The sequence below is a fragment of the Spartobacteria bacterium UBA695 genome, from assembly GCA_002298145.1.
In the GTDB taxonomy this organism is placed as follows: Bacteria; Verrucomicrobiota; Verrucomicrobiia; order Chthoniobacterales; family Chthoniobacteraceae; genus UBA695.
The window spans coordinates 1-22,446 of the sequence record DBMP01000017.1 but is presented as its reverse complement, the minus strand read 5'-3'; the positions used below and the strand labels follow the sequence as shown (position 1 = coordinate 22,446).

General features: G+C 64.1%; 23 protein-coding genes. 10 read left to right on the top strand and 13 right to left on the bottom strand.

Annotation, left to right across the window (positions count from 1 at the left end):
- Nucleotides 1-64: 64 nt before the first annotated feature.
- The 7 genes from B2828_RS11005 to B2828_RS10975 form a co-directional block, all read right to left on the bottom strand.
- The gene (locus B2828_RS11005; RefSeq protein ID WP_479633792.1) at nucleotides 65-1,474 is read right to left on the bottom strand and encodes a dihydrolipoyl dehydrogenase family protein; all 1,410 of its coding nucleotides are present in this window, start codon (nucleotides 1,472-1,474) and stop codon (nucleotides 65-67) included.
- 64 nt (nucleotides 1,475-1,538) lie between these two features.
- Nucleotides 1,539-2,120, bottom strand: a complete 582-nt coding sequence (locus B2828_RS11000; protein ID WP_479633791.1) for a peptidoglycan-binding domain-containing protein — start codon at nucleotides 2,118-2,120, stop codon at nucleotides 1,539-1,541.
- 110 nt (nucleotides 2,121-2,230) lie between these two features.
- Nucleotides 2,231-3,292 (bottom strand): TlpA family protein disulfide reductase, encoded by a 1,062-nt coding sequence (locus tag B2828_RS10995; RefSeq protein WP_479633790.1) that lies wholly within the window; start codon nucleotides 3,290-3,292, stop codon nucleotides 2,231-2,233.
- Nucleotides 3,289-4,194, bottom strand: coding sequence for an endonuclease/exonuclease/phosphatase family protein (locus B2828_RS10990; protein WP_479633789.1), 906 nt, complete (start codon nucleotides 4,192-4,194; stop codon nucleotides 3,289-3,291). Before B2828_RS10990 ends, B2828_RS10995 begins: the two co-directional genes overlap by 4 nt.
- 14 nt (nucleotides 4,195-4,208) lie before the next feature.
- Nucleotides 4,209-4,493 (bottom strand): Sec-independent protein translocase subunit TatA/TatB, encoded by a 285-nt coding sequence (locus B2828_RS10985; protein ID WP_479633788.1) that lies wholly within the window; start codon nucleotides 4,491-4,493, stop codon nucleotides 4,209-4,211.
- A gap of 76 nt (nucleotides 4,494-4,569) precedes the next feature.
- Nucleotides 4,570-6,078, bottom strand: coding sequence for a depupylase/deamidase Dop (dop, locus tag B2828_RS10980; RefSeq protein WP_479633787.1), 1,509 nt, complete (start codon nucleotides 6,076-6,078; stop codon nucleotides 4,570-4,572).
- 114 nt (nucleotides 6,079-6,192) lie between these two features.
- Nucleotides 6,193-7,863 (bottom strand): AAA family ATPase, encoded by a 1,671-nt coding sequence (locus B2828_RS10975; protein ID WP_479633786.1) that lies wholly within the window; start codon nucleotides 7,861-7,863, stop codon nucleotides 6,193-6,195.
- 96 nt (nucleotides 7,864-7,959) lie between these two features.
- Between B2828_RS10975 and B2828_RS10970 the strand changes: the two genes are divergently transcribed.
- From B2828_RS10970 to B2828_RS10955, 4 genes are read left to right on the top strand one after another with little or no spacing between them, the layout of a single operon-like run.
- Nucleotides 7,960-8,301 carry a phenylpyruvate tautomerase MIF-related protein gene (locus B2828_RS10970; RefSeq protein WP_479633785.1) on the top strand — a complete coding sequence of 114 codons (342 nt, stop codon included), beginning with the start codon at nucleotides 7,960-7,962 and terminating at the stop codon, nucleotides 8,299-8,301.
- A 43-nt stretch (nucleotides 8,302-8,344) separates the two neighbouring features.
- Nucleotides 8,345-9,202, top strand: coding sequence for an alpha/beta hydrolase (locus B2828_RS10965; protein WP_479633784.1), 858 nt, complete (start codon nucleotides 8,345-8,347; stop codon nucleotides 9,200-9,202).
- Nucleotides 9,203-9,212: 10 nt separating this feature from the next.
- Entirely contained in the window at nucleotides 9,213-10,730 is a 1,518-nt protein-coding gene (locus B2828_RS10960; RefSeq protein ID WP_479633783.1) for a hypothetical protein, read from the top strand.
- The gene (locus B2828_RS10955) at nucleotides 10,727-11,653 is read left to right on the top strand and encodes a DMT family transporter (RefSeq protein WP_479633782.1); all 927 of its coding nucleotides are present in this window, start codon (nucleotides 10,727-10,729) and stop codon (nucleotides 11,651-11,653) included. Before B2828_RS10960 ends, B2828_RS10955 begins: the two co-directional genes overlap by 4 nt.
- Nucleotides 11,654-11,666: 13 nt before the next feature.
- On the opposite strand, the gene B2828_RS10950 is transcribed toward B2828_RS10955, so the two are convergent.
- Together B2828_RS10950 and B2828_RS10945 are read right to left on the bottom strand one after the other, a co-directional pair.
- Complete coding sequence (locus B2828_RS10950) at nucleotides 11,667-12,383, bottom strand: lysophospholipid acyltransferase family protein (protein ID WP_479633781.1); 717 nt, start codon at nucleotides 12,381-12,383, stop codon at nucleotides 11,667-11,669.
- Nucleotides 12,380-12,991, bottom strand: coding sequence for a pseudouridine synthase (locus B2828_RS10945; RefSeq protein ID WP_479633780.1), 612 nt, complete (start codon nucleotides 12,989-12,991; stop codon nucleotides 12,380-12,382). Before B2828_RS10945 ends, B2828_RS10950 begins: the two co-directional genes overlap by 4 nt.
- A 113-nt stretch (nucleotides 12,992-13,104) precedes the next feature.
- Between B2828_RS10945 and B2828_RS10940 the strand changes: the two genes are divergently transcribed.
- The 5 genes from B2828_RS10940 (at nucleotide 13,105) to B2828_RS10920 (ending at nucleotide 17,004) form a co-directional block, all read left to right on the top strand.
- Entirely contained in the window at nucleotides 13,105-13,626 is a 522-nt protein-coding gene (locus tag B2828_RS10940) for a hypothetical protein (protein WP_479633779.1), read from the top strand.
- An 87-nt stretch (nucleotides 13,627-13,713) separates the two neighbouring features.
- Nucleotides 13,714-14,214 carry an STAS domain-containing protein gene (locus B2828_RS10935; protein WP_479633778.1) on the top strand — a complete coding sequence of 167 codons (501 nt, stop codon included), beginning with the start codon at nucleotides 13,714-13,716 and terminating at the stop codon, nucleotides 14,212-14,214.
- Between the two features lie 171 nt (nucleotides 14,215-14,385).
- Nucleotides 14,386-14,922, top strand: coding sequence for a nucleotide exchange factor GrpE (gene grpE, locus B2828_RS10930; protein WP_479633777.1), 537 nt, complete (start codon nucleotides 14,386-14,388; stop codon nucleotides 14,920-14,922).
- On the top strand, nucleotides 14,919-16,085 hold the full coding sequence (dnaJ, locus tag B2828_RS10925; RefSeq protein WP_479633776.1) for a molecular chaperone DnaJ: 1,167 nt from the start codon (nucleotides 14,919-14,921) through the stop codon (nucleotides 16,083-16,085). Before grpE ends, dnaJ begins: the two co-directional genes overlap by 4 nt.
- Before the next feature lie 97 nt (nucleotides 16,086-16,182).
- Entirely contained in the window at nucleotides 16,183-17,004 is an 822-nt protein-coding gene (locus B2828_RS10920; protein WP_479633775.1) for a trypsin-like peptidase domain-containing protein, read from the top strand.
- 12 nt (nucleotides 17,005-17,016) lie between these two features.
- On the opposite strand, the gene B2828_RS10915 is transcribed toward B2828_RS10920, so the two are convergent.
- From B2828_RS10915 to B2828_RS10905, 3 genes are all read right to left on the bottom strand, one after another.
- Nucleotides 17,017-17,715, bottom strand: a complete 699-nt coding sequence (locus tag B2828_RS10915; protein WP_479633774.1) for a M15 family metallopeptidase — start codon at nucleotides 17,713-17,715, stop codon at nucleotides 17,017-17,019.
- Nucleotides 17,716-17,816: 101 nt separating this feature from the next.
- Nucleotides 17,817-18,479 carry a response regulator gene (locus B2828_RS10910; protein WP_479633773.1) on the bottom strand — a complete coding sequence of 221 codons (663 nt, stop codon included), beginning with the start codon at nucleotides 18,477-18,479 and terminating at the stop codon, nucleotides 17,817-17,819.
- Nucleotides 18,476-19,564, bottom strand: a complete 1,089-nt coding sequence (locus tag B2828_RS10905; RefSeq protein ID WP_479633772.1) for a M20/M25/M40 family metallo-hydrolase — start codon at nucleotides 19,562-19,564, stop codon at nucleotides 18,476-18,478. Before B2828_RS10905 ends, B2828_RS10910 begins: the two co-directional genes overlap by 4 nt.
- Nucleotides 19,565-19,712: 148 nt before the next feature.
- On the opposite strand from B2828_RS10905, the gene B2828_RS10900 reads away from it, so the two are divergent.
- Nucleotides 19,713-22,175, top strand: a complete 2,463-nt coding sequence (locus tag B2828_RS10900; RefSeq protein WP_479633771.1) for a penicillin-binding protein 1A — start codon at nucleotides 19,713-19,715, stop codon at nucleotides 22,173-22,175.
- Here the strand turns inward: B2828_RS10900 and B2828_RS10895 are convergent.
- A complete protein-coding gene (locus B2828_RS10895) occupies nucleotides 22,172-22,393 on the bottom strand; it encodes a hypothetical protein (protein WP_479633770.1) in 222 nt (73 codons plus the stop codon). The two genes, B2828_RS10900 and B2828_RS10895, sit on opposite strands and share 4 nt — an antisense overlap.
- Nucleotides 22,394-22,446: the final 53 nt, after the last annotated feature.

Sequence of the window (22,446 nt, the reverse complement as noted above, 5' to 3'; positions counted from 1 at the left end):
CTTAACATCGGCCGATCTTTTTGGGAATGGTTCTCAAGAAGAAATCACCTTCGGCCCCCCGGCGCTATGGCATCCCGCTGGCGAGTTCCTCAGCCGGGTAGGTCCAGATTTCGCTTAAGGTCGGATGGTAATGCGGAATAGCAGCGAGCTGCCCGGCGGTCGCTCGGAAGCGCATCGCCACGACAATCTCGTGGATCAGCTCCGAGGCGCGCGGTCCCACCACGGCGGCTCCGAGGATCTCGTCCGAGTCCTCCCCCGCCAGCAGCTTTACAAACCCGAGCTTCTCCTCCATCAGGATCGACTTGCCGTGGTCGTCGAAGGGGTAGGAAGCCACGCGGTAGGGGATCCCCTCGGTTTGCAGCTCCGCCTCGCTCATCCCGACCCGGGCCAGCTCCGGCTCGGTAAAGATCACAAAAAGCCGCAGCCGGTAATCCATTTCATCAAGCCCGCGCCCATCCCCCTTCACCAAGCGGACGGCGTTGCGAGCCGCCACCTCGGCCTGAGCGATGGCGATATGGACCACCTCGTAAGGCCCACAGACATCCCCGGCGGCAAAAATATGGGGCACGCTCGTCTGCTGCGTGAGGCCCGCGGCGGGGCAGCCGTGGGTGCAGTCGATCCCGGCTTTATCCAGGCTCATCCCGGCAGTAAGAGGCTCCCGGCCCAGCGCGTAAACGATCTCCTCCGCCTCAGCGGTGCGCGTTTCGCCCCCTTGGGTAAAGACCACGCGCTTTGCCCCCGTCTCCGTCCGTTCCACCCGCGAGAGCGCCGTATTGCAGTGGACCGACACCCCGCGCTGGCGCAACGCCGTAGCGAGCACCTTGGCCAGGTCAGCGTCCATCTCTTTAACCAGTTGGGGGCTGCGCTGGATCACCGTCGTTTTCACCCCCATGGCGGAAAAATAGTGGGCGAACTCCACCGCCGTCGCGCCGCCGCCCAAGACGATCACCGATTTTGGCAACCGGGCCGTGGCCAACACCGTGTCGCTGGTCCAGTAACCGGCCTCCTCCAGCCCGGGAATGGCCACTTTCTTGATGCGCGAGCCGGTGGCGATCAAGATCGTGCGCGCGCTAACCTGGCGAGAGGTGCCATCGGCCTGGCGCACCTCCACCGTGTGCGGATCGACAAAGGCCCCCCAGCCCCGGATCAGCTCGAAGCGCCCGCTTTCAAGCTGCTTGGCGCGGTAATCAGCAAACTCGGCCACATGGCGCGCCTTGCGCTCGTAGATTTTGGAAATCGAAAACCCGGCGGGCCCGGCTTCGAGGCCAAACTCCCCGGCGCGGCGGAAATCGGCAAAATGATTGGCCGATTCGATGAGCGCCTTGCTCGGCATGCACCCGCGCAGGATGCACAGGCCGCCGAGCTCCCCGGCACCCTCCACCAAGCCGACGCGTAGCCCCAGAGAGGCGGCGGTGGAGGCAGCGGCGTAACCGGCACTGCCGCCACCCAGGACGAGGAAGTCAAAATCGCTCATATTCCTCGCCCAGCATCGCCTGTTCCGGCCCCGGGCTCAACCACGGAGTTTAGTGGATCCCGATCTAAAGCAACCCGAGCGAGGCAAGCAACTGGTTGTCAATAATCCCCGTCGCCGCAAAGCCACGGCTCGCGGCATAGGCGCGGATCGCCGAGCGCGTGGGCGCACCGCTGATCCCGTCAATCGGCCCCCGGTAGAACCCCCGGGCCCGCAGCGCCCGCTGGACATTGCCCACCAGATCGCCCGAAACCGTCGTGCTCACGGTCGCTTCTGCGACCACCCCCGGGTCCACCGCCTCGGTGGGAACCGCCGTCACGCCCGTCGTAATGTTCGGGCTGTAGTTAATGACATAGTTCGGCGTAGCGGCATTCCCACAAGCGCCGTAACCGCAGCCCAGATAAGGGGCGGCCCAGCCGGAATACCCCCCATAGTACCCCCCGCCACCGCTCCAACCGCCGCCACCCCAGCCACAACGGTTCCACCGGCCGCCCCAGCCGGGGCCAAACCGCCCGCCGCAGCTCGGCCCAGGCCCGCAGCGGAACCCTCCTCGGGGCCCGCAACCGCCATGAAATCCACCGGGGCCTCCGCCACGACCGCAGCCCCCACCGGGGCCGAAAGCCCAAGCTTGGGGTGAAACGATCGCCATCAGAACGGCCGCCGCCAAAACAGGTATTCTTTGCAGCTTCATACCCGGGTATCGGCCATGCTCCCCTAGGGTGCGCGGGCAAAGATGAAAAAGTTACCCTATTGGGATGATTATTTTTCCGCCAGCAGGGGCCGCAGGAACGCGTCAGGATCGCCCTTAAGATTGAGCGTACGCAGGTTCCCGCGCCGGTCGAACACCCACAGGGCCGGGATGGAATTGATCGCCAGGCCGCGCACCAGCGGGCTCTTCCAACCCTTGCCGTCAAAGAGCACCGTCCAGTCGAGATTATGCGCCTTGAGCGTCCGGTCCAGATCCTCGCGGGAGGCGTCGAGATTGACCCCCACTACCGCCAGGCCGTCCTTTTCATAGGCCTTGCGCAGGCTTTCCACCTGGTCGAGCTGCGCCAGGCTCGGGGCCGACCAGCCCGCGAAAAAGTAGACCAACACGACCATCCCGCGCAGGTTCGCCACGTCCATCGTGCCGCCCGTGGCGCTCGTCCCCCGGACCTCCACCGGCTTGCCCAGGAACCCCAGGCGCTTGATGTCATCCTGGATGCGGGCCTGGACCTCCGGGGTCTGCGCCTCGGCCTGCGCCAGCCCGAGCAGCTCGCTTTTGCGCTTCGGGTCGTTGTCGTAGAGCACCGCCGTCTCGGCCAGGAGCGGGCCGATGCGGCGGTCGCCCGGGTAACGGAGCCGGAAGGTAAGCACCTGGGAGGTAAAGGCCTCGCGCTGCGCCGCGCTCGGGTTGTTATTCATGGCCCCGATGGAGAGGGTCAGCGAGGCAAAGTCGAAATCGGCGCGGCGACCCGCCGGGGCGCTCGCCATGCCGTCGCGCAGAATCTGCACGGCGGTTTGCAGATCCTCGGCGTTGCCGGAAAAATCGCTCCGCACCGCGAAAAGGCGCGAAAGGCAAAGCTGGGCGTCCACGAAGTGCTTGGACTCCGGGTGTTCGCGCAGAAACTGCCGCAGCACCCCCTCCTGTTTGTAGAGGTGGGAGAGGGTAATGTCCCGGATCTGCTCGCGCGACTGCACCCCGGCGAGATTCTGCGGCCCGGCCTCAAGCGCCAGCACGGCCTGCCAATCGGCCTCGGCATTGGGGGAAGCCTGCGCGGCGGGAAGCGTGGCGAGCAGGGCGACACAAAGAGCAAGCGGGACGAAGCGGGGCGCGATCATGGGGTGGCGGGTGGGTGAAAGGTGGCAAAAACGGGGCGATGGTCGCTGGCCTGGTTCCAGTTCGGCGTGCGATAGACGCCACTATCCTTTGAAACCACGGCGGGGGCAAGTGCCCGGCTGACAAAGAGGTAGTCGATCCGCGAATAAAGGTCCTCGGCCTTCCAGTAATGCGTCCAGCGGTCCCCCACGCCGTCGGCCAGGCGCAGCTCCGCGAGCGCGCTGGCCGAGCCGCGCGTTCCGGTGATCTCCTGGAGCGCCGGTTGCCCCTTGGTGTCGTTGAGGTCGCCAAAAACCAGCAAGTTCGTCTCCGGGTTCGCGGATAAAATCGCCTCCACATACAGCCGCAAGAGATGGGCCTCCTGACGCCGTTCGACCTCGGCCGACCCCTCCGGCGTGGCCAGCTTGGACTTGAGGTGCACGCCGACAATACGCACCCGGAAGCCGGGCTCCGGCTCCACCGTCACGTCGAGAAACCCCCGGCGAACTTTTTGCCGGATGTCCCGCGACTCGGCGATGGGCAGATCGACGACCGACTGCCGGGCCACGATGGGGAACCGGCTGAAAAGGGCCAGGTGGCGGTCGGGATCGGGGCCGTCCACCCACTCCGCATCCACATAACCCATCCCTGCGGCCTCCATGCGGGCACGGAATTCATCGAACTGCACCCGGGCCCCCATCTCGCAAACTCCGAGAATATCCGGGCTAAGCTCCCGCACCACTTGGGCCACGGCCTCGGCGGCCTTGGCACTTTTGAGCGGGCGACCGCTTTTCGTCGCGCCCTCAACGGCCACCGGCGCGTAGTTCTCGATGTTGTAGCCCGCGAAGAGGAAATCGCGTCCCCAGACCACGGCTCCCGGCAGCAGCAGGAGCGCGCTCAGGCAAAGCGGGAGCAGGCGGGGCATCGCGGGCGAAAGCGTCAGGCTTTCTTTTCGGGTTCCGAAGGCCCGGCGGGCGGCTGAGGAGCAGCCGTCGGCGGCTGGACCGGAGGCGGAACCTGCGTGGCGGCGGGCGGAGGCTCTACCGCCTCGGAAATCTGCTTTTGCACATCGGTCTTGGCCTTATTGAACTCATTGATGGCCCCGCCCAAGCCGCGCGCCAGCTCCGGCAGCCGCTTGGCCCCGAAAAACAGGAGCGCCAGGAGCAGGATGATGATGAGATCCCCGCCCTCGAAGAGATTCGTAAAAAGTCCAAGGAGAAACATACGTTGTCTATACTACATCGCGCGTGGGCCGAAGCAAAGGGGAGATTTGGGGGCGGAAATATTGGCCCTCGGCCCCCTAAAACAGCTCCTCCACCGTCTCCGCCCGCTGGATGCGCGCCGCCAGCTCGTCGAGCGCCGCGTCGCCAAAGGCCGCGATGAGCGGGATGGCCCGGGGCCCGCGTGTCGTCTGGAATACGACTTCATCCCACTGGATGGACGTGATGGCCGAGTTGAACTTCGCCACCGCACGGCCTCGGAAAAAGGCGCGCGTGGTCGGCGGCGGCAGAAAGATCGCGTTGCGGATCTCCTCCTCGTCCACAAAGCGCTTCAGCGCGCACGAGCGCTGCATTTCATGGTAAAGCCCGGCCACGGGGTCGATGTTGTGGTACTCCATGTCGATGGATTGCAGCCACGGGTCGCCCCAGTCGAGGTGTTCGGCTTCCTGGAAGGTCGAAAGCAAGAAGCGCTTGGCCACCCAGTCCACGCGGTCGGCGCAGGCCAGCGGGTCGCGCTCCAGGTCGTTGAGGATCGCCTCCCACTGCGCCACCACCCAGCGTTTTTCCCCGTCCGAGAGATCGCAATAGCGCCGGGCCGCCTCCAGGTAGAGCCGCTGGATGTCAATCGCCCCGATGCGCCGCCCGTCGGAGAGCTCCACCAGCCATTTGTAGGAGGCGTCGCGGCTCACGGCTTTGTTGGCTTCGATCGGGTTGGCCAGTTCGATCCGGGGCGCGGCATCCTTTTCGATCAGCTCCAGGACCAGCGCCGTCGTGCCGATTTTCAGTGCGGTGGCCACCTCGTTCATATTGGCGTCGCCCACGATGACGTGGAAGCGCCGGTACTTGGAGGTGTCGGCGTGGGGCTCATCGCGCGTGTTGACAATGGGGCGGCGGTTCATCGTGTCGATGGAGACGAGCACGCTGAAGAAATCCGCCCGCTGGGAGATTTGAAAAGCGCCGGATTGGGTCCGGGCATCCTCCCCCTCAATGCCCAGTTTGCCCGCTCCGGCGAAAATCTGGCGCGTCACAAGGAACGGGATCGAGCCGGTGACAATCCGCTCCCACGGAGCGCTGCGGTCCATCAGGTAGTTGTCATGGCAGCCAAAGGAATGGCCGATGAAATCCGTGTTGTTCTTGTAAAGGCGCACCTTCCGGTCCGGCTGGCTGTCGGCGATGCGGGAATTCCGCCGCCGGGCGCACTCCCAGAGCACACGTTCCCCGGCCTTGTCCTGGGCGACGATCTGGTGAAGCGTCGTGCACTCGGGCGTGCTGTATTCCGGGTGGGCGTGGTCGTTGTAAAAGCGCGCCCCGTTGCTCAAGACCAGGTCGCTCTTTATTTCCTCAAAAGCCAGCGGGCGGTTTTTATCGATCTCGAAATAGGCCGCTTCGTCGGTATCCTGGAGCAGCTCGCGAACCCGGAAGCCGCGCGCGTCGCGGTGCGGGTCCTCCAGCTCATAGTCCCACTTCATCGAGGCCCCGTGCTCCGTGTAGCTGCGCACGACCTCGATGGACTCCTGCACGACGTCCACCACTTCCTGCCCGTCCACTGCAATACCGTACTCCGTCTCGATGCCAAAAATCCTGTTCATAGGAGCTGAATCCGCAGGTTTAATTTTCCCAAATCCTCGTTACGAATCAGAGATTCGCAGACAAGCCTCGTTCCCAACCTGGAGATTGGGAACGAGGCAAATCTTCTTCCCCCATCACACCACATGCGTATGCGGCTGAGCCTTCGGCAAACCGGGGCGTACCGGGGTGATCCGGACGACGTTATCGCTGTCGTAATCGATGAGCTTGAGCCAGTCCTCGGTGATGTCCGTCGGCGGGAAAATGTCGTTCTCCACATACTCCGCATCGAGCGAGCAGCGCAGATCGGATTCGCTAATCCCCTCCTCCGCGCCCGTGGCGATGGACCTCTTTATAGCCAGCGCCTTGGCCCGTTCCACGATGGAGGCAATAATGGCCCCGCTCACCAGGTCGCCCCGGTAGAGCGTCTCCTTCTTGCCACTGCGGAGCGTGACCTCCAGGAAGCGGTTCGCCTCGGCGTGGGCGAATTGCCACTCCACGAGGCTCTCGGCCAGGCGATCGACCACCGCCTCGCGCGCACCGCATTGCTTGACGAGCTTGGCGTCATAGGGCAGGTCGGCCGTCAGGTAAATCTTGTAAATCTCGCGCGCCCCGTCGCGATCCGGCCGGTTGACCTTGATCTTCCGGTCGATGCGGCCCGGGCGCAGAATGGCGGGGTCGATCAAGTCGGCCCGGTTGGAGGCCAGGATGATGACCACGTCGTCCAGCGACTCGATGCCGTCCATCTCCGCGCAGAACATCGGCACCAGCGTGGAAAGAATGCTCGAATAGCGCGATGCCCGGCGCGTCCCGAGCACGCTCTCGGCCTCGTCGATAAAGAGGAAGGGCAAAAACCCGCTGCGGCGTTTCTCGCGGGCCGTGGCAAAGATCTCGCGCACGATCCGCTCGCTCTCGCCCACCCACATGTTGAGGATTTCCGGCCCCTTGATGTGCATGAAGCACTCCCGCACCGGCTTGCCGGACTTCTCCGAAAGCCGTGCCGTAAGGTTGTAGGCCGTCGCCTTGCCAATGAGCGTCTTGCCGCAGCCCGGAGGCCCGTAGAGCAGGAAGCCCTTGGGCGTCTGGTGATGGAAGCGGTCAAAAAGTTCCGCATGCAAGAGCGGCAGCTCCACGGCTTCCTTGATCGCCGCCAAGGCCTCATCCTGCCCGCCCACCTTCTCCCACGGCAGCTCGGGCACGGCGTCGAGGTAGTAATCATCGGCCTTGGAGCGGGAGAGGACCTCGATGGCCACGCGGAAATTCGCGTCCACGCGCACCTCGTCCCCGGCTTTCACGGTCGAATCCGCGAGGTCCGCCCCGCGCTGGATCACCACGGACTGGATGCCGTGTTCCGTGCCGACCCGCAGGCGGTCGCCTTCGAGCACCTCCGTCACCTTCGCCACGGGGCCTCCCCGGTCGTAACCGAGGTCGCCCACAATGGCAAAGGCTTCATTGACGAGCACGCGCGTGCCCCTTTTGAGACTCCCCAGCGAGAGGCGCGGGTCTGCATTGCAGTAGTAGTCCGCGCCGCCCACGACGATTTGCGCCGTCTCAGGCTTGGGGGCTCCCAAAAACGTTCCGATGCGGTTGGCCGGGGAACTTAGTTTTTCGACGATTTTTTCAAGCTTCTCGATCGCCGCCCGGGCCTCGGCCACAGTCCCCTCGGTTTGCGCGACTGCGGAGCGCAACTCCAGCAAATCATGCTGCAAAGGGTGGCCCGATGGAAGGGACGAGAGGGCTTGGTCGATGCGTTCGAGCGGCGAAAGATCCGGCTCGTCGGCATATCTCTGGAAGGGCGAGTTGTGCATTTGCTAATGATTACGGCACCCCTCGCCCGGGCGGTCTCATCACCTCTGCCGGTTTTTGATTCGCAAAACGCCCCAGCCCCTCTATGCTCGCCCTCCATGCCTTACCTTTCCATTACCACGAACCTTCCTCTGTCCGCGAAAGCCGAGGCCACCTGGGCTGCGGAAGCCTCCAAAGCCCTTGCCTCCGAACTGGGAAAACCGGAGTCCTACGTCATGGTAGCCCTGCAAAAAGTGGCCACCATCCATTTCGGCGTCTCCCAGGCCCCGGCCGTGTTCATGGGCCTGCAAAGCATCGGCCTGCCGCATGACTGCAACAAAGTTGCCGTAGCCCTCACCGAGATCGCCGTGCGCCACGGAGCGGACGCCCAGCGCGTCTACCTCGCCTGCACCGACGTCCACCAACCCCGCTGGGCCCAGGGTGGAGTAACCTTCGCGTAAAGCCCCCTTTTTTCCAAAAAACCTCAACTCCATCCTCCCCGTCATGATCCGTCAGTTCAAAGCCTGGAGCCTCGCCCTCGTGGGGGTGCTCCTTTTCGCCGCCGCCCAAGCCGGAACCGTCGAAACCGTCCAGGTCCCGAGCGAAGCCATGCACAAGAGCTACCCGGCCGTCGTCGCGCTGCCCGAGAGCTACAAGCAGGGCCAGAGCACCTACCCGGTCGTCTACCTGCTCCACGGCTACTCCGGCAATTACGAAGGCTGGGCGAAGCTCGCCAACCTCGGCGACCTTGCCGACCGCTATCAGCTCATCGTCGTCTGCCCCGATGGCGCCTTTGATAGCTGGTACTTCGACGTCCCCACAGACCCGAACTGCCAGTTCGAGACCTACGTGGCAAAGGAAGTCGTCGGCTACACGGACCAAAACTTCCGCACCATCCCCTCGCCCAAGGGCCGCGCGATTGCGGGCCTGAGCATGGGCGGCCACGGCGCGATGTACCTGGCCCTGCGCCACAAGGACACCTTCGGCGCGGCGGGCAGCATGAGCGGCGGCCTCGACATCCGCCCCTTCCCGAAAAACTGGAACATCGCCAAGCACATCGGTACGATTGAGGAACACCCGCAGGAATGGGAGACCCGCACGGTCATCAACAACCTCGGCGACCTCAAAAACGGCGAGCTGGCCCTCACGGTCGACTGCGGCGTGGACGATTTTTTCATCAACGTAAACCGCGCCTTCCACGAAGCGCTGCTCAAACAAGGCGTCGCGCACGACTACACCGAGCGTCCCGGCGCGCATAACGGCATCTACTGGGCCAACTCCATCAAGTACCAGATGCTCTTCTTCCACGACTACTTTGAAAAAGCGGCCAAGCCAGCGTCCTCGCCCGCTCCCGCCAAGTAAATTTGCAAAATTGAGGCCCGCTCTCCAGATCGTCCTTTGCTCCGTCCTCCTCTTCGTGGCAGGGCTGGCACTTTTTACCCGCGCCAACCGCTTCCCCTTCCACCGGCATCCCGACGAACCGGTGAAGGTGGCGCAGTTGCAGACGGGGGACTGGAACTTTAACCACCCGATGCTCCTCCTGAGCACGGCCCGGCTGGCGCTCGCCGCCTCCGGGACCGATCTACAGGACCCGCAGCGGGTGGTCGAGGTGGGCCGGTGGGTTTCCGCCGCCTTCGCCGCCGCCACAGCCGCCCTGATGGCCGCCGCGCTCTGGCTCGCCGCCGGGCGCTTCGCGGGGATCGCCGTGGGCCTCTTGATTTTGAGCAACCACCAGCTTTTCGAGCTTTCGCACTACCTTAAAGAGGACACCGCGCTGGCTTTTGGCCTCTCCGCATGGATCCTCGGCCTGGCGCTTTACCGCCGCTGGCCGGGCCGCGCCACGGCAGCCTTCGTGGGAGCGGGCGCAGCGCTGGCGCTCTCGGGGAAATACGTCGGCGCGCTCGCCCCGCTCCTTTCGCTCTGGCTGCTGGCCTCGCCGCGCGGCACGGCTTCTGAAGCGCCCGCGGGAACCCCCTCCGCGCCTCGCACCCGGCGCTACGTACCCTTTCTCGCAGCCTTCCTCGCCACGGTGGCGCTCGTCAACGCCCCGATCCTCGGGCACCGGGAGCACTGGGAGTCGAGCTTCAACCGCGAAGTAACCCTCGCCGTCAACGGCCAGGGGGGCATGACCCGCTCCGTCCCTCACACCATCTATTTTCGGGCTTTTCGAGACAACCTCCACCTCGCCCTCTGGGGCTTCATTGTCCTGGCGTTTTGGCAGGCCTGGAAGCGCCGCAAGGAGCTTGGCCCCGAGGAAATCGCCCTCTTTCTAGTGCCGCTGCTCCTGATGGCGCTCCTGTCGTTTTCGCCCAAGGCGAACGACCGCTATTTCCTCCCCGCCACGGTCCTTTTCCTGGGCGCGGCGGCCCTGGGGCTCAACGCCATCCCCCGCAAGGCGGCCCTCCCGGCGCTGCTCGCGGCGGCAGTGGCCTTTCAGGTCATCGGGCAGCCAAAGCGGGATTTACGCAGCTACTGGCGCGCCTTTCAGAGCGACGACCGCTCGGCCCTCACCGCCTGGCTTAACACGCGCCCGCCGGGCGAGGTCATCGTGCAGGACCGCCGCACGCTGCTCCCCTCGGCTGCAAAACCCGCCTTCCTGCCCTGGCAGGAGCCGCTTACGCCCCGAGTCCTCCCGCTGGCGCTGGAGAAGTACCCTGACTTGCAAAGCCTCCGCGCCGAAGGCGCCACGCTGGCCGCGCTTTGCCAGGACGATTACGAGCGCTTTGACCTGAAAAACCAGCGCCCGCAAAAAGGAGCCGAGGAAACCGCCCGGCGCACCGGCGAGCTCTACCGCGCGATCCGCGAAAACCGCCAGCCCCTCTGGCAAAAGCCGCGCGGGCTGGTCATCTACCTCCATCCCGGCCTGGTCGTCTACTCGCTGCCGGAATGAAGCCGCACCCGTTTTTCATTTCGCTGAACCTGATTTTCGCCGTCTTTCTCTGGGGCGGCAATAACGCGGGGATCAAATACCTCGTACACTCATGGCCCCCGGTCTGGGTCGGCGGCACGCGCTTCGCCCTGGCGGGTCTGCTGATGCTCTCCGTCCTGCGCTGGACCCGCTGGCTTGGCGAGCCCCAGCCCTGCCCCCGGGAAATCCGGCGCGATCTCTGGCTTCGCGGCGGCCTGAGCCTGGCCGTCTACATCACGGTATTCAACTGGGCGCTCCACTTCACCTCCGCCGCGCACATCGCCCTTTACCTTGGCGCTTCGCCGGTCTGGGCGCTGGTCTGGGAAGGGCGCGCGGGGAAATCCGGGCCGGAGATCGCCAAGCGGGCGCTCGCGGCGGTGCTGGCGCTTTTCGGCGTGGTGGTTCTCTTCTGGCCCACCCTCCGGTCAGGCTCTGGAACATGGCCGGGCGAGTGCCTGGGGCTGGCAGCCAGCGTTCTATGGGTCGTCTATGGCCGCCAATGCCGGGCGCTGACCTCCTACCTGGGCGGCGTGGAGATCAGCGCGCATACGATGTGGCGCGCCGGGCTGCTCCTGTTACCCTTTGGCCTCCTGGAGACCCACGGCGGCCTGCCGCCCGACCCGTGGAACCCTCGGCTACTGGGCATCCAGCTTTACTGCATCGTCTTTGGCGGCGTTTTTGCCTTCGCGCTCTGGAATGGCGCGCTGCGGCACTGGAAAACCAGCGAGGTCTACCTTTTCAATAACCTGATCCCGCTAAGCACCATGCTCTGGGCTCACTTCACGCTGGGCGAGCCGATGACCCCGACGTTCTGGATCGCCATGGCCTTTATTGTCGGCGGCGTCATCCTGGGCCAGACGAACTGGAGCCGCCTCATGGGGAACTTTTGGACGCCCACGGAATAAAGGGGAGGGCAAACTATTCGTTACGGGGGTTAAAGGGGCCCCGGCGGGTGCAGCGTTCCCACCATTTGTTCATCGAGAGCCGGGGCGGGAAAAGCGGCTTCCAAGGGGTCCAGTCAACCGGCGTGGCCATGGGGCCGATCTCCTCGTAGAGCCGATTCATGGCCCCGGCCAGCTCCTCCTCGGTGACGTCGGGCTCCAGCGCCTCGCCGCAATGGATAAAAACGCTCGGTCGCGACTCGATCATCCATTCGTACCGAAAGGCCATCGGCAGCACCAGCGCCCCCGCCTGCCGCGCCAGCCAGAGCGCCCCGGGCTTGGCCCGGATCGGCGTCCCCTGCGGAAGCAGCACCCCCTGGGGGAAAATCCAGACCCCGTTGCGCGCATCGGCCAGCAGCCGCTCGGCATAGCGCACCCCCGGCAGCGGCGAGCCGTGGATATCGAGCCCGAACACCCCCAGCCAGCGCAGCGGCCGGTAGCGGGCCAGCAGCCGCTCCGACTGCGCCAGATACAGCCGCCGCCCGGGAAAAAGCGGGATGAGCAGCGCCGAGACAAACCCGTCCCACCAGTTGGAATGGTTCGCGCAGAGCACCAGCGGCCTTGGGCCCTCCGACGCCCGGCGCAAGGCCCCCTCCCCCTTGAGAAAAACGCCATAAAAGCGCCGCCGCATCGCCCCGCGCACGACCTGGACAAACACGCGCTCCACCCCCCGGATCTTATGAGCCTCAATCACTCCACCGCAGTTTCGCGCCGCCCTCCACCGGAGGCCGCACGGCTCCCCGCCAGCACGGCCCCGCGCTCCCGGGCCGAAAGCTCCCGCCATTTTCCAGGGGCCAGCCCTTCGAGCCGGAATTCGCCAATCTGCACCCGCATCAAGCGCAGCGTCGGGTGGCCCACGGCGGCCGTCATCCGGCGCACCTGCCGGTTCTTCCCCTCCACCAGCTCCAGCTCGATCCAGCAATCCGGCACATTCTTGCGGAAACGGATCGGCGGGTCGCGCGGCGCAATCTGCGGCTGGGGATCGAGTAATCGGGCGCGGCACGGCAGGCTCAGGCGCCCCCCCACCGTCACCCCTTTTTCCAGCGCGGCCAGCGCATCCGCCGTCGGGACGCGCTCCACCTGCGCCCAATAAAGCCGCCGGTGCCCATGCGCCGGTTGCAGCAGCCGCGCATTGAGCCCCGGCTCATCGCTTAAGAGCAAGAGCCCCTCGCTATCCGCGTCAAGCCGCCCGATAGGGTAAACCCCTTTGGGGAAACCAAACCCCGCCAGCGGCCGGTTGGGCGAACCGTCAGGCGTAAACTGCGAAAGCACCCCGTAGGGCTTATTAAAGGCCAAAAGCACACGCTAGAATGGCCGCTCCCCGCCCGCCCTGGCAAGCGCTTTAGTCCCCCTGAAAAAGATGGCATAAAATGACGCTTGGGAGTTTACGGCCGGGCTGCTAGTCTGCCCCGATCATGTCGCGCCTGTTCCCGATCCTGCTCTTCGCCGCGCTTGCTTGCGGCTGCGCGGGCCCCGTCGTTCCCCAGTCCCAGCCACGGCTCCTGACCCACGCCAACGTCGTTCCGCTCGCGATCGACCCGGCTTTCTCCTTCCGCAAAACCAGCATCTTCCTCCACGAACGCAAATACGAACAGCGTTCCGACAGCGAGATGATCAACTTCGAGCGGGAGCGGATGAACTACGGAGCCATCACCGGGGCCCAGATGGAAGCCCGCGAAGGGCATTACTTCAACTTCTGGTGGCGTGCCCAACGCCCCGCCCACCTCACCGTGCGCCTGGAGTACCGCCAGCAGAACCTCGGCGCCTACGTCCAGGCCCAGGAAGTAGAGGTCCCCAACGCCTGCGGAACCGTCGAAACCAAGTTCAAAGTCATCGGCGAAGAGTTCCACAACGACGGCCGGGTCACCGCCTGGCGTGCACTCCTTATTGAAAATGGCAAAGTCGTGGCCTTGACTCAGTCGTTTCTCTGGAATTAGCTAGCGGCGCAAAACCAAACTTGAACCCTCAAAACAACGGAGCGCGTTTGACAGGCTCCATGGAAACCTTAGATTAATCTCCAACGAGTGAGCACCCCAAGCAACATCCTGGTCGGTTGTTCCAAAAAAGTCGTCTGGGTCCGGGTGGAAGGCAAAGGCTCCTTCCTCAACAGCGCCGGCTTGAAAGAGTTCGCCCGTGCCATGATCAACCGGGGCTACCGCGAATTCGTCGTCGACCTGCACAACTGCCCCGTCATGGACTCCACCTTCATGGGCACGCTGGCAGGCATCGCCCTGCGGCTGCGCGAGATCGGCCAGGGAGCCCTGCACGTCACCAACCTGAACGAGCGCAACAGCGAACTGCTGCGCAACCTCGGGCTCGACCAGCTTTTCGCCATCGACCTTTGCGGCCTCACCGAACCCTCGGGCACCGCCCAATCCCTCGAAGCCGAAGCCCCCGGCAAACAAGACCAGGCCCGCACCATGCTCGAAGCGCATGAAGCCCTCGTCGAAGCCTCTCCCGGCAACCTGACCAAGTTCAAGGACGTCCTGGAATACCTCAAACAGGACCTCGCCCACCCGGAGTAGGGGAGGGAAGAAGGGGAGAGACGCTGCTGCCACGCACCGCCCGGGCATTGACAGGCGGACCGGCTTCGGTAGGATAACCTTTCTCAGGGTTTCCGGCCGCACCGGAGACCGGGGGGCAATGGCTGGCTTTTTCCGGATACTAAGCCCCCTCTGAAACGCGAACCACTTTTTATGGAAAACCAGACTTTGAACGAACAACCAACCGAAACGCCCGCGCCGGAAGCGCCCTCGGCTGGAAGCGCCGCGCCCGAAGAGAACTCGCTCGAAGCGATCCAGGCCGACGTCAACCGCTTCCGCGACCTGGCCATGCGCACCCAGGCCGACTTCGAGAACTACCGCAAACGCGCCATCCGCGAGAAGGAAGAGGCCATCAAATATGCCAACGGCGGCCTGCTAGAGCGCCTCGTTCCGCTCATCGACAACTTCGAGCTCGGCCTCCAGGCCGCCCGCACCGAAGGCAGCCAGGGCGTGCTCCTCGGCTTTGAATTAGTCGCCAAGCAGTTCCAGGAATTTCTTTCCGCCAGCGGCGTCGAAGCCATCGAAGCCGAAGGCCAGCCCTTCGACCCCAACCTCCACGAAGCCATGGGCGGCGAAGCCAGCGACACCGTCCCCGAAGGCGTGGTCATCCGCCAACTGCGCAAAGGCTACAAACTCCGTGACCGGCTGCTGCGCCCGGCCACCGTATTCGTCTCCAAGGGCAAGGCATGACGGCTGACAAACGCGACTACTACGAGGTCCTCGGCGTCTCTCGCAACGCCTCCACCGACGACCTGAAAAAGGCTTACCGCAAGCTCGCGGTCAAATTTCACCCCGACAAAAACCCGGGCGACAAATCGGCCGAAGAGAAATTCAAGGAACTGGGCGAAGCCTACGACATCCTGATGGACCCGGACAAACGGGCCGCGTACGACCGCATGGGGCACGCCGCCTTTGCCCAGGGCACCGCCGGTCCCGCCGGAGGCGGCATGGGCGGCGGCGGCTTCCACGACCCCTTCGACCTCTTCCGCGAAGTCTTCGGCCAGGGCGGCGGCGGCATTTTCGAACAAATGTTCGGCGGCATGGGCGGCGGCGGAGCCAGCGGCGGCAGCGATGGCCGTCAGCGCGGCTCAGACCTGCGCTACGACCTGCAAATTCGCCTCGAAGAAGCCGCTTTCGGCTGCGAAAAAGAGATCGAACTCGGCAAGCTCGACGCCTGCGGAAAGTGCGGCGGCAGCGGCGCCGAAGCAGGCTCCAAAACCACCACCTGCCCCACCTGCCGTGGGCGCGGCCAGGTTATCTCCTCGCGCGGCTTCTTCCAGGTCGCCCAGACCTGCCCCCGGTGCCGGGGCGCGGGCCAGATCATCTCCAACCCGTGCAAAGCGTGCGGCGGCGAGGGGCGCGTCCAGAACCGCTCCCGCATCAAAATCAAGATCCCCGCCGGTATCGAAGACGGCTCGCGCCTGCGCAGCTCGCGCAACGGCGAGGCCGGCCTGCGCGGCGGCCCTCCCGGCGACCTCTACGTCGTCATTCACATCAAGGAGCACGAAGTCTTTGAACGCGAGGAAGAGAACCTCTTCTGCGAAGTGCCCGTCCGCTTCACCACGGCGGCCCTCGGCGGCGAAGTCAACGTCCCCACCCTCGAAGGCAAGGCCGCGCTCAAGATTCCCGCGGGAACCCAGAGCGGCACCGTCTTCAAGCTCCGGGGCAAAGGCATGCCGCTCTTGAACTCCAGCGTGCATGGCGACCTGCTCGTGCGAGTGCTCGTCGAAGTCCCCTCCAAGCTCAACGCCGAAGCGCGCAAAAAGCTGGAGGAATTCGCCGGGCTCTGCGGAGACGAAAACACCCCGCTGCACAAGAGCTTCTTCGAAAAGGCCAAAGAGTGGTTTAGTTAACCCATCCGATTTTTAAGGATTTGTTAAGTCTGGGTTAAGGTTATCATTTCCGGTAGACAGGTTCCCCTTTTATGTGGGAGAACCTGTGCATACCGGTATGCACACGCACTCTCACCTACTCACCCTTTTTGCGGTTCTCGGTCTTGCCTCATCGGCCTTCGGTGTGGCGACCGTCAGCTCGGGCAGCACAACCTACCTGACCACTGGCGCCGCCACCGAAACAAGCGCGTGGGATTATGTAGGCACGATCAACGGCTCCAGCGGCGTCTATCTTGGGGATGGCTGGGTCGTCACCTGCGGCCATGTCCTGTCGCTCAGCGGCAGCACCTCCACCTTTGCCCTTGACGGCACCACCTACACCATCGCCGCGGATACCATCCAGTACGTGGTGGACGGGGTTGACTTGGTGATGTTCCGGCTCTCCAACTACAGCAACATCAGCCTAGCCGCCCTTACCCTGGCGACCAACACCACCACCGCCAATGCCGGCTCAAACGTACTCATGATCGGCTATGGACACTGGACCAAGGCCTACGGATACGCGACCGTCTACAACTATTCCTATACGAGCCGTACCGTAACAGAAACCATTCCAACGGATTACGGCACCTTTACCAGCGTGGACATGCTCGCATTGAGTACCACCTCACAAGTGGTCGGCGGGGACTCGGGTGGCGGTCTTTTTTACAAAGACAGCAACGGGAACTGGGTTTTGTCCGGGGTTATCGAATTGACAAGTATGGCCACTGTCAACGGCTCCAACTATTACGCAACCTACGCCGTCGACATCGCCACTTACGAGACAGCTATTGAAGAAGTCAAAGCAAGCTCCGTTCCCGAACCTTCCACCCTGGCCATGGCCGGAGCGAGTCTTGGGTTGGTCTGGTGGTCCCGACGCCGAAAGGACCGAAAAGCCTAGCCGGTTTGCTACCTACCGCTTGGCGTGTTGCTCCTGCCGTGCGGTGGCTTCGCCGGTTTGCAGGCTCAGGTAAAAAATCGGGTTCGACCGGGCCTCGGGAATCACGTAGTGCCACCACTCCTCGGGGTGGACCTTGAACCCGGCGGCCTCCATCGCCATGCAAAGCAAGTCGCGGTTGGCCGCCGCCGCACCGCTGACGTTCGGGCAATGCATCCAAGCCCTCTGGCTGAATTCATCGAACCGGCAGGGCAGCGTCACCGCGCCCCCATCGAGCCGTTCGATCGTCACGTCCACCGCTGCGCCACGGCTGTGATCGCTACCGCGCCCGGCGGGGTTAGAGAGGTAGCGGCAGTCGAGCTTCATCTCGCGGCCAATCGCCCAAAGCCGCGCCACCGCCCACGGGGGCCGGTACGCATCCAGGAGCACCAGGCGGTAGCCCTGCATCTCCAGCGTTGCCGCCGCATATTCCAGGCCCTCGGCCACGCGCTTGTCCGCCCAGGCATGGGCATCCGGCGAATAGACCGGCCGCCGCACGCAGTTCCCCGACGTCGCATAGGCCAGTTCAATCTTCAACCTCGGCACGCCCGCGAGATCCAGCAACGGATGCCGCGCATCCGGCTCCCCAGCAGCCACGGCCGACATCGGCGCGAGCCAGACTCCACACATTACCGCGAGCGCAAGCCGCTCCAAACCAAACAAAAATGACTTCACCTTAACAAGAACCTCTACTTTCGCCCCTAATTTGGACGCACCCAGCCCCCGGATCAATTCTTTTATCAGGGTTTCCCTGTTACCCTTTACCCACCGAACCCCTACCCTATCTTACCCACCCAATCCCGGGCCGAACGCACCAGCGCCGCCGCGTTGGGCAGATGCAGCTTGAGCTTTAGATTCTCGCGGTAGGTCTCAATCGTCTTGATGCTCAAGTGGAGCACCCCGGCCACCTGCTTGGTGGAGAGGCCCGCGCCGATGAGCCGGTAGACGTGCAGCTCGCGGTCAGAAAGCGGCGGGTCGGCCAGCGGCACGAGCGCGCTCACAGCATCGGGCACGAGCCCTTTTTCCTTCAGGAGCACGCGCATCCGGCCACTCAGGTAAATCTCCCCGCCGAGCACCATGTGCACGGCATTGAGCACCACCGAAGCCAGCTCCTTCTTCATGATGTAGCCCGAAGCCCCCGCCCGAAGCGCCCGCTCGGCGTAGATCCACTCCTCGTGCATGGAAATAACGAGGATCGGCAGCCCGGGTCGCAGCATGCCGATCTGCTTGATAAGCTCCAGGCCGTCTTGGTTGCCCAGCATCAGATCGAGGATCACCAGGTCCGGCGGCGGATCGCTGTCCACCGCCAGAATCGCCCCCCCGGCATCGCCCGCCTCTCCAAAGAGGGCGAGCCCCGGGTCCTGGCCAATCATCTGCGCAAGACCGCCACGCAAAAGCGGATGATCATCAACGATCAACACGCGCGCGGGCTCGGTCATAGTTTGATCGAAAAATCGTCGGACTCCCCGACGGATTCGACGAACGCCACCAGCAGCGCCACCACCTGGTTGACCACATCGAGGTCCACCATTTCAACCACCGAGTGCATATAGCGCAGCGGCAGCGAAACAAGCGCGCTCGGGATACCCTCGCGGGTGGTGAAAATCACGTCCGTATCCGTGCCGCTGTAGCGGGAGGAGGATTCGTGCTGGACCGAAATCTTCAGCCGTTGCGCCACCTCCATCAGCCGCTCGACCACCACCGGGTGGTTGCACGTCCCGTGGGTAAGGCTCGGGCCCGCGCTGAGCTTCACCTCGCCGTGCTGCGCCGCGTCGATGCCGGGGGTGTCCGTGGCGTGGGTCACGTCAAGCACGACGCACACATCCGGCATGATCCGGTAGGCCGCCATGTGCGCCCCGTTACCGCCGATCTCCTCCTGCACCGCGTTAACAGCGTAGACCGTCGAGCGGAGCTGCTCTTTGCGCTGGCTCAGCTCGGCGATGACCTGGGAAAGGATGTAGCCGCCCATGCGGTTGTCCAGCGCGCGGCTGACGACGAAATGCCCCCCGAGCTTCTCCGCCTGGTCGGCGTAAACGGCGGGATGGCCCACGCGCAGACCGAGCGCGGCCACTTCCTCCGGGCTGGAGGCACCGACATCCACGTAAAGCTCGTGGATCTTGGGCGCTTTCTCCTCGCCCAGGCTGTCTTTGCGAAGATGGATGGCCGTGTTGCCGATGATACCACGCACCGGGCCGTTATCGCCCAGGATCTCCAGGCGGCGACCGCGAGCCGTGGCCGTGTCCGAGCCGCCAATGCGGTCGATGCGCAGGAAGCCCTCCTTGGTGATCTGCTTAATGATGAAGCCGATCTCGTCAGCGTGGGCTTCGAACATGATCCGCTTCGGCTTGGCCCCCTCGGTGGCGGCCCGGGCATCGAGCGTGGCCCAGGCCGTGCCGTAGGCGTCGTTCTCCACGCGATCCGCAAAGGAACGAACGTAGCCGGCCCATTTTCGCTGACCGGGAACTTCGAATCCGGTTGGGCTAGGCGTGTTAAGCAAATCAAAGAGAAAGGCGTGGTCTTCCATAGTTCTTATCTGTTCTTAACCGAATTACACGGAAAGCGTAGAAAAATCGCATGGGGTACGGATTTCACGTCCCCCCCCCAAGGCGCGCTTCCGATGCCGCCCGTCTTTGCTGGAAATTCCCGCCGGGCAGTGCTCTAATGAGAAAACCATGTGGTCTGATGATCCCGCTCCCAAAAAACCGTTTTACTGCCGCGCCTGGTTTCTCATACCGGTGGTTTTGCTGCTGATTGGGACGCTCGCGGCGGCTGGAGGCGCTTTTTATCTCTGGCAGGAATTCAGCCCCAAGGCCTCCTCACTCGACTTTGCCAAGCTCCAGGACATGGAAACGGCAAGCATCGTCTACGACCGCTCGGGCCAGCAGCTTGGCAAGATCTACATCCAGAACCGCGACACCGTTTCCCTGGCCGAGATGCCCGGCTACATCGTCCCCGCCCTGGTCTCCGCCGAAGACAGCCGCTTCTGGCAGCACCACGGCGTGGACTTCGTGGGCATCGTGCGCGCCGTGGTGATCAACTGGAAATCAGGCCGCATCCGCCAGGGCGCTTCGACCATCACCCAGCAGCTCGCCCGCAACAGCTTCCCCGACGTCCTGCCCCCCAGCGACCGGAGCTTCAGCCGGAAAATCCTGGAAGCCTTCGTGGCCTGGCAGATCGAGAACCACTTGCCCAAGGAGAAAATCCTGGAGTGTTACTTAAACCGCGTCTACTTCGGCAGCGGGTTCTTCGGCATCGAAGCGGCGGCCCGCGGCTACTTTGGCAAACCGGCCCGCGAGCTGACCCTCTCCGAATGCGCCACGCTCGCCGGAATGCTCCGGAGCCCCAACAAACTCTCCCCATGGCGCGACCGCAAAGCGTGCATCGACATGCGCGACGTCATCCTGGGCCGCATGCTGGAGCTCGACTGGATCAAAAAACCGGCCTACGACGCCGCCGTCGCCGAGCAGCTCGCCGTCAAGAGCCGCCGCGACTCCATTTTCGGCGAATCCTACGCCGTGGAGTTCGTGCGCCAGCAGGTCGCGCAGCTCCTGGGCGACGACGAAAACGTCTACGGCGACGGCTTCCGCATCTACACCACGCTCGACGCCCGGCTGCAAAAAGTCGCCGAAGAGAGCCTGAAAAAGCGTCTGGAGGAAGTCGAGCAGCGTCGGGAATTCAAGCACCCCACCTACTCGCAATACGACGTCTCCTTCCGCAACCGCCGCAAGCGGGCCGAGAACGATCCCCTCCCCCCGCCCGACTACCTCCAGGGAGCCCTCTACGCCCTCGACAACGCCACCGGCGGCGTCCTTGCACTCGTGGGCGGCCGCGATTTCTCCCACAACCAGTACAACCGCGCGCTGCTGGCCAACCGCCCCGCGGGCACCGAATTTCTCCCGCTGGTCTACGCGGCAGCCTTTGAAAAAGGGATCTTCCCCGGCAGCGTCTGGCAGGACAGCGCGATGGACAACCGGCAAGTCATGATCGGCGGCATGACCGGCATCCTCGGCGAATGGGGCCCGGAAAGCGCCGACAACCAGTACGAAGGCCCGCTCACGGCCCACGCTGCCCTGGTCAAATCCAAGAATGCCGCCAGCGTCCGGCTCGGCCTGGCCACCGGCCTCGACGCCGTGAGCGACCTCGCCAAACGCGCCCGCATCGAGAGCGACCTGCGCCGCTTCCCCTCGACCTACCTTGGCAGCAGCGAAGTCACCCTGGAGGACATGACCGTGGCCTTCACCATGTTCCCCAACGGCGGCGAGCGCCCCCGGAAGCCCTTTATCGTCACCCGCGTGGAACGCAAAGACGGCGCGCTCGTCTACCAGCAAGCCGCCTCCGAGCGCGCCCGGGTCGTCTCAGCCGCCACGGCGTGGGAGATCCACAGCGCGCTCTCCGAATCGCTCGAACGCGGCAGCGCCGACAAAGCCTACACCCGCTACGGCCTGAAACGCTTCCCCCTCGGCGGCAAGACCGGCACCGCCTACAACTTCACCGACGACTGGTTCATCGGCTACTCCAGCGCCGTGACTTGCGGCGTCTGGACCGGCTTCGACACCCCCAGCCCGATCTTCCTGGGCGCATTTTCCAACGAAATCGCCATGCCTATCTGGATCGATTTCATGAACGCCAGCTTCGCCACCTTCCCCGCCCAGCCCATTGAGCGCCCGGCGACGCTTCAGCGCTACGAGATTTGCTCCCTCACGGGCCAGCTCATCTGCCCCAAGTGCGTGAAAACCACCCCGAACCCGATGGGCGGCGACCCGATCGAGCGCTCAACGGCCATTTACGAATGGGCCACGCCGGAACAAGCCCCCAAGGTCGTCTGCGAACTCCACAGCGGCAACAAGAGCTACGTAAAGGACCTGGCTCCCGGCGAAGAGCAGATCCCTCGGCCCCAACCAGCCGTTGACGTCAGCAGCATCCAGCCCGTTCACGCCAAGGGCCCGACCGTAGTGGGCGACGACCCCTTCCACTCCATCACCCACGGCACCGCGCCGCAGCCGACCCCGACGCCCACGCCCACCACCCCGCCGCGCGATCAAGTCGTCCGGCCCAAACCGGTGGGAGTCGAGAACCAGCAGGAAGAAACGCCGACCAATATCCAGCTCGACGCCCCAGAGCCGATTAAGTTCTAGTAAAAGCGTGGATTCACATCCCCAGAGATTCGCAGGTCCGGGTCGGTGAAGATGACGCTGTAGGGCTGAAAATCCGTCCCCCTTTCGCGAAGGACCCGCGTATTGAGGGAGATGATTCCCTCCACAAAAAAGGCATCGAGAGTTTCGATGCAGAAGGGGCCAAGCATTTGGTCGCTGGCATCCACATAATACCAGTGAGTGGAAACATACGGCGTCATAATTCGTCCTTGGGCTGTTTGGTTATTTTTAACTCGAGCCCCCTTCGGGTTAT

Coding starts and splice junctions, on each gene's coding strand:
- B2828_RS10990 (WP_479633789.1), bottom strand. CDS start 4,194: ATGCCCCGCCTGCTCCCGCTTTGCCTGAGCGCGCTCCTGCTGCTGCCG.
- dop (WP_479633787.1), bottom strand. CDS start 6,078: ATGAACAGGATTTTTGGCATCGAGACGGAGTACGGTATTGCAGTGGAC.
- B2828_RS10970 (WP_479633785.1), top strand. CDS start 7,960: ATGCCTTACCTTTCCATTACCACGAACCTTCCTCTGTCCGCGAAAGCC.
- B2828_RS10910 (WP_479633773.1), bottom strand. CDS start 18,479: ATGACCGAGCCCGCGCGCGTGTTGATCGTTGATGATCATCCGCTTTTG.
- B2828_RS10895 (WP_479633770.1), bottom strand. CDS start 22,393: ATGACGCCGTATGTTTCCACTCACTGGTATTATGTGGATGCCAGCGAC.
- B2828_RS11000 (WP_479633791.1), bottom strand. CDS start 2,120: ATGGCGATCGTTTCACCCCAAGCTTGGGCTTTCGGCCCCGGTGGGGGC.
- B2828_RS10900 (WP_479633771.1), top strand. CDS start 19,713: ATGTGGTCTGATGATCCCGCTCCCAAAAAACCGTTTTACTGCCGCGCC.
- B2828_RS10975 (WP_479633786.1), bottom strand. CDS start 7,863: ATGCACAACTCGCCCTTCCAGAGATATGCCGACGAGCCGGATCTTTCG.
- B2828_RS10940 (WP_479633779.1), top strand. CDS start 13,105: ATGTCGCGCCTGTTCCCGATCCTGCTCTTCGCCGCGCTTGCTTGCGGC.
- grpE (WP_479633777.1), top strand. CDS start 14,386: ATGGAAAACCAGACTTTGAACGAACAACCAACCGAAACGCCCGCGCCG.
- B2828_RS11005 (WP_479633792.1), bottom strand. CDS start 1,474: ATGAGCGATTTTGACTTCCTCGTCCTGGGTGGCGGCAGTGCCGGTTAC.
- B2828_RS10955 (WP_479633782.1), top strand. CDS start 10,727: ATGAAGCCGCACCCGTTTTTCATTTCGCTGAACCTGATTTTCGCCGTC.
- B2828_RS10920 (WP_479633775.1), top strand. CDS start 16,183: ATGCACACGCACTCTCACCTACTCACCCTTTTTGCGGTTCTCGGTCTT.
- B2828_RS10965 (WP_479633784.1), top strand. CDS start 8,345: ATGATCCGTCAGTTCAAAGCCTGGAGCCTCGCCCTCGTGGGGGTGCTC.
- B2828_RS10905 (WP_479633772.1), bottom strand. CDS start 19,564: ATGGAAGACCACGCCTTTCTCTTTGATTTGCTTAACACGCCTAGCCCA.
- B2828_RS10985 (WP_479633788.1), bottom strand. CDS start 4,493: ATGTTTCTCCTTGGACTTTTTACGAATCTCTTCGAGGGCGGGGATCTC.
- dnaJ (WP_479633776.1), top strand. CDS start 14,919: ATGACGGCTGACAAACGCGACTACTACGAGGTCCTCGGCGTCTCTCGC.
- B2828_RS10995 (WP_479633790.1), bottom strand. CDS start 3,292: ATGATCGCGCCCCGCTTCGTCCCGCTTGCTCTTTGTGTCGCCCTGCTC.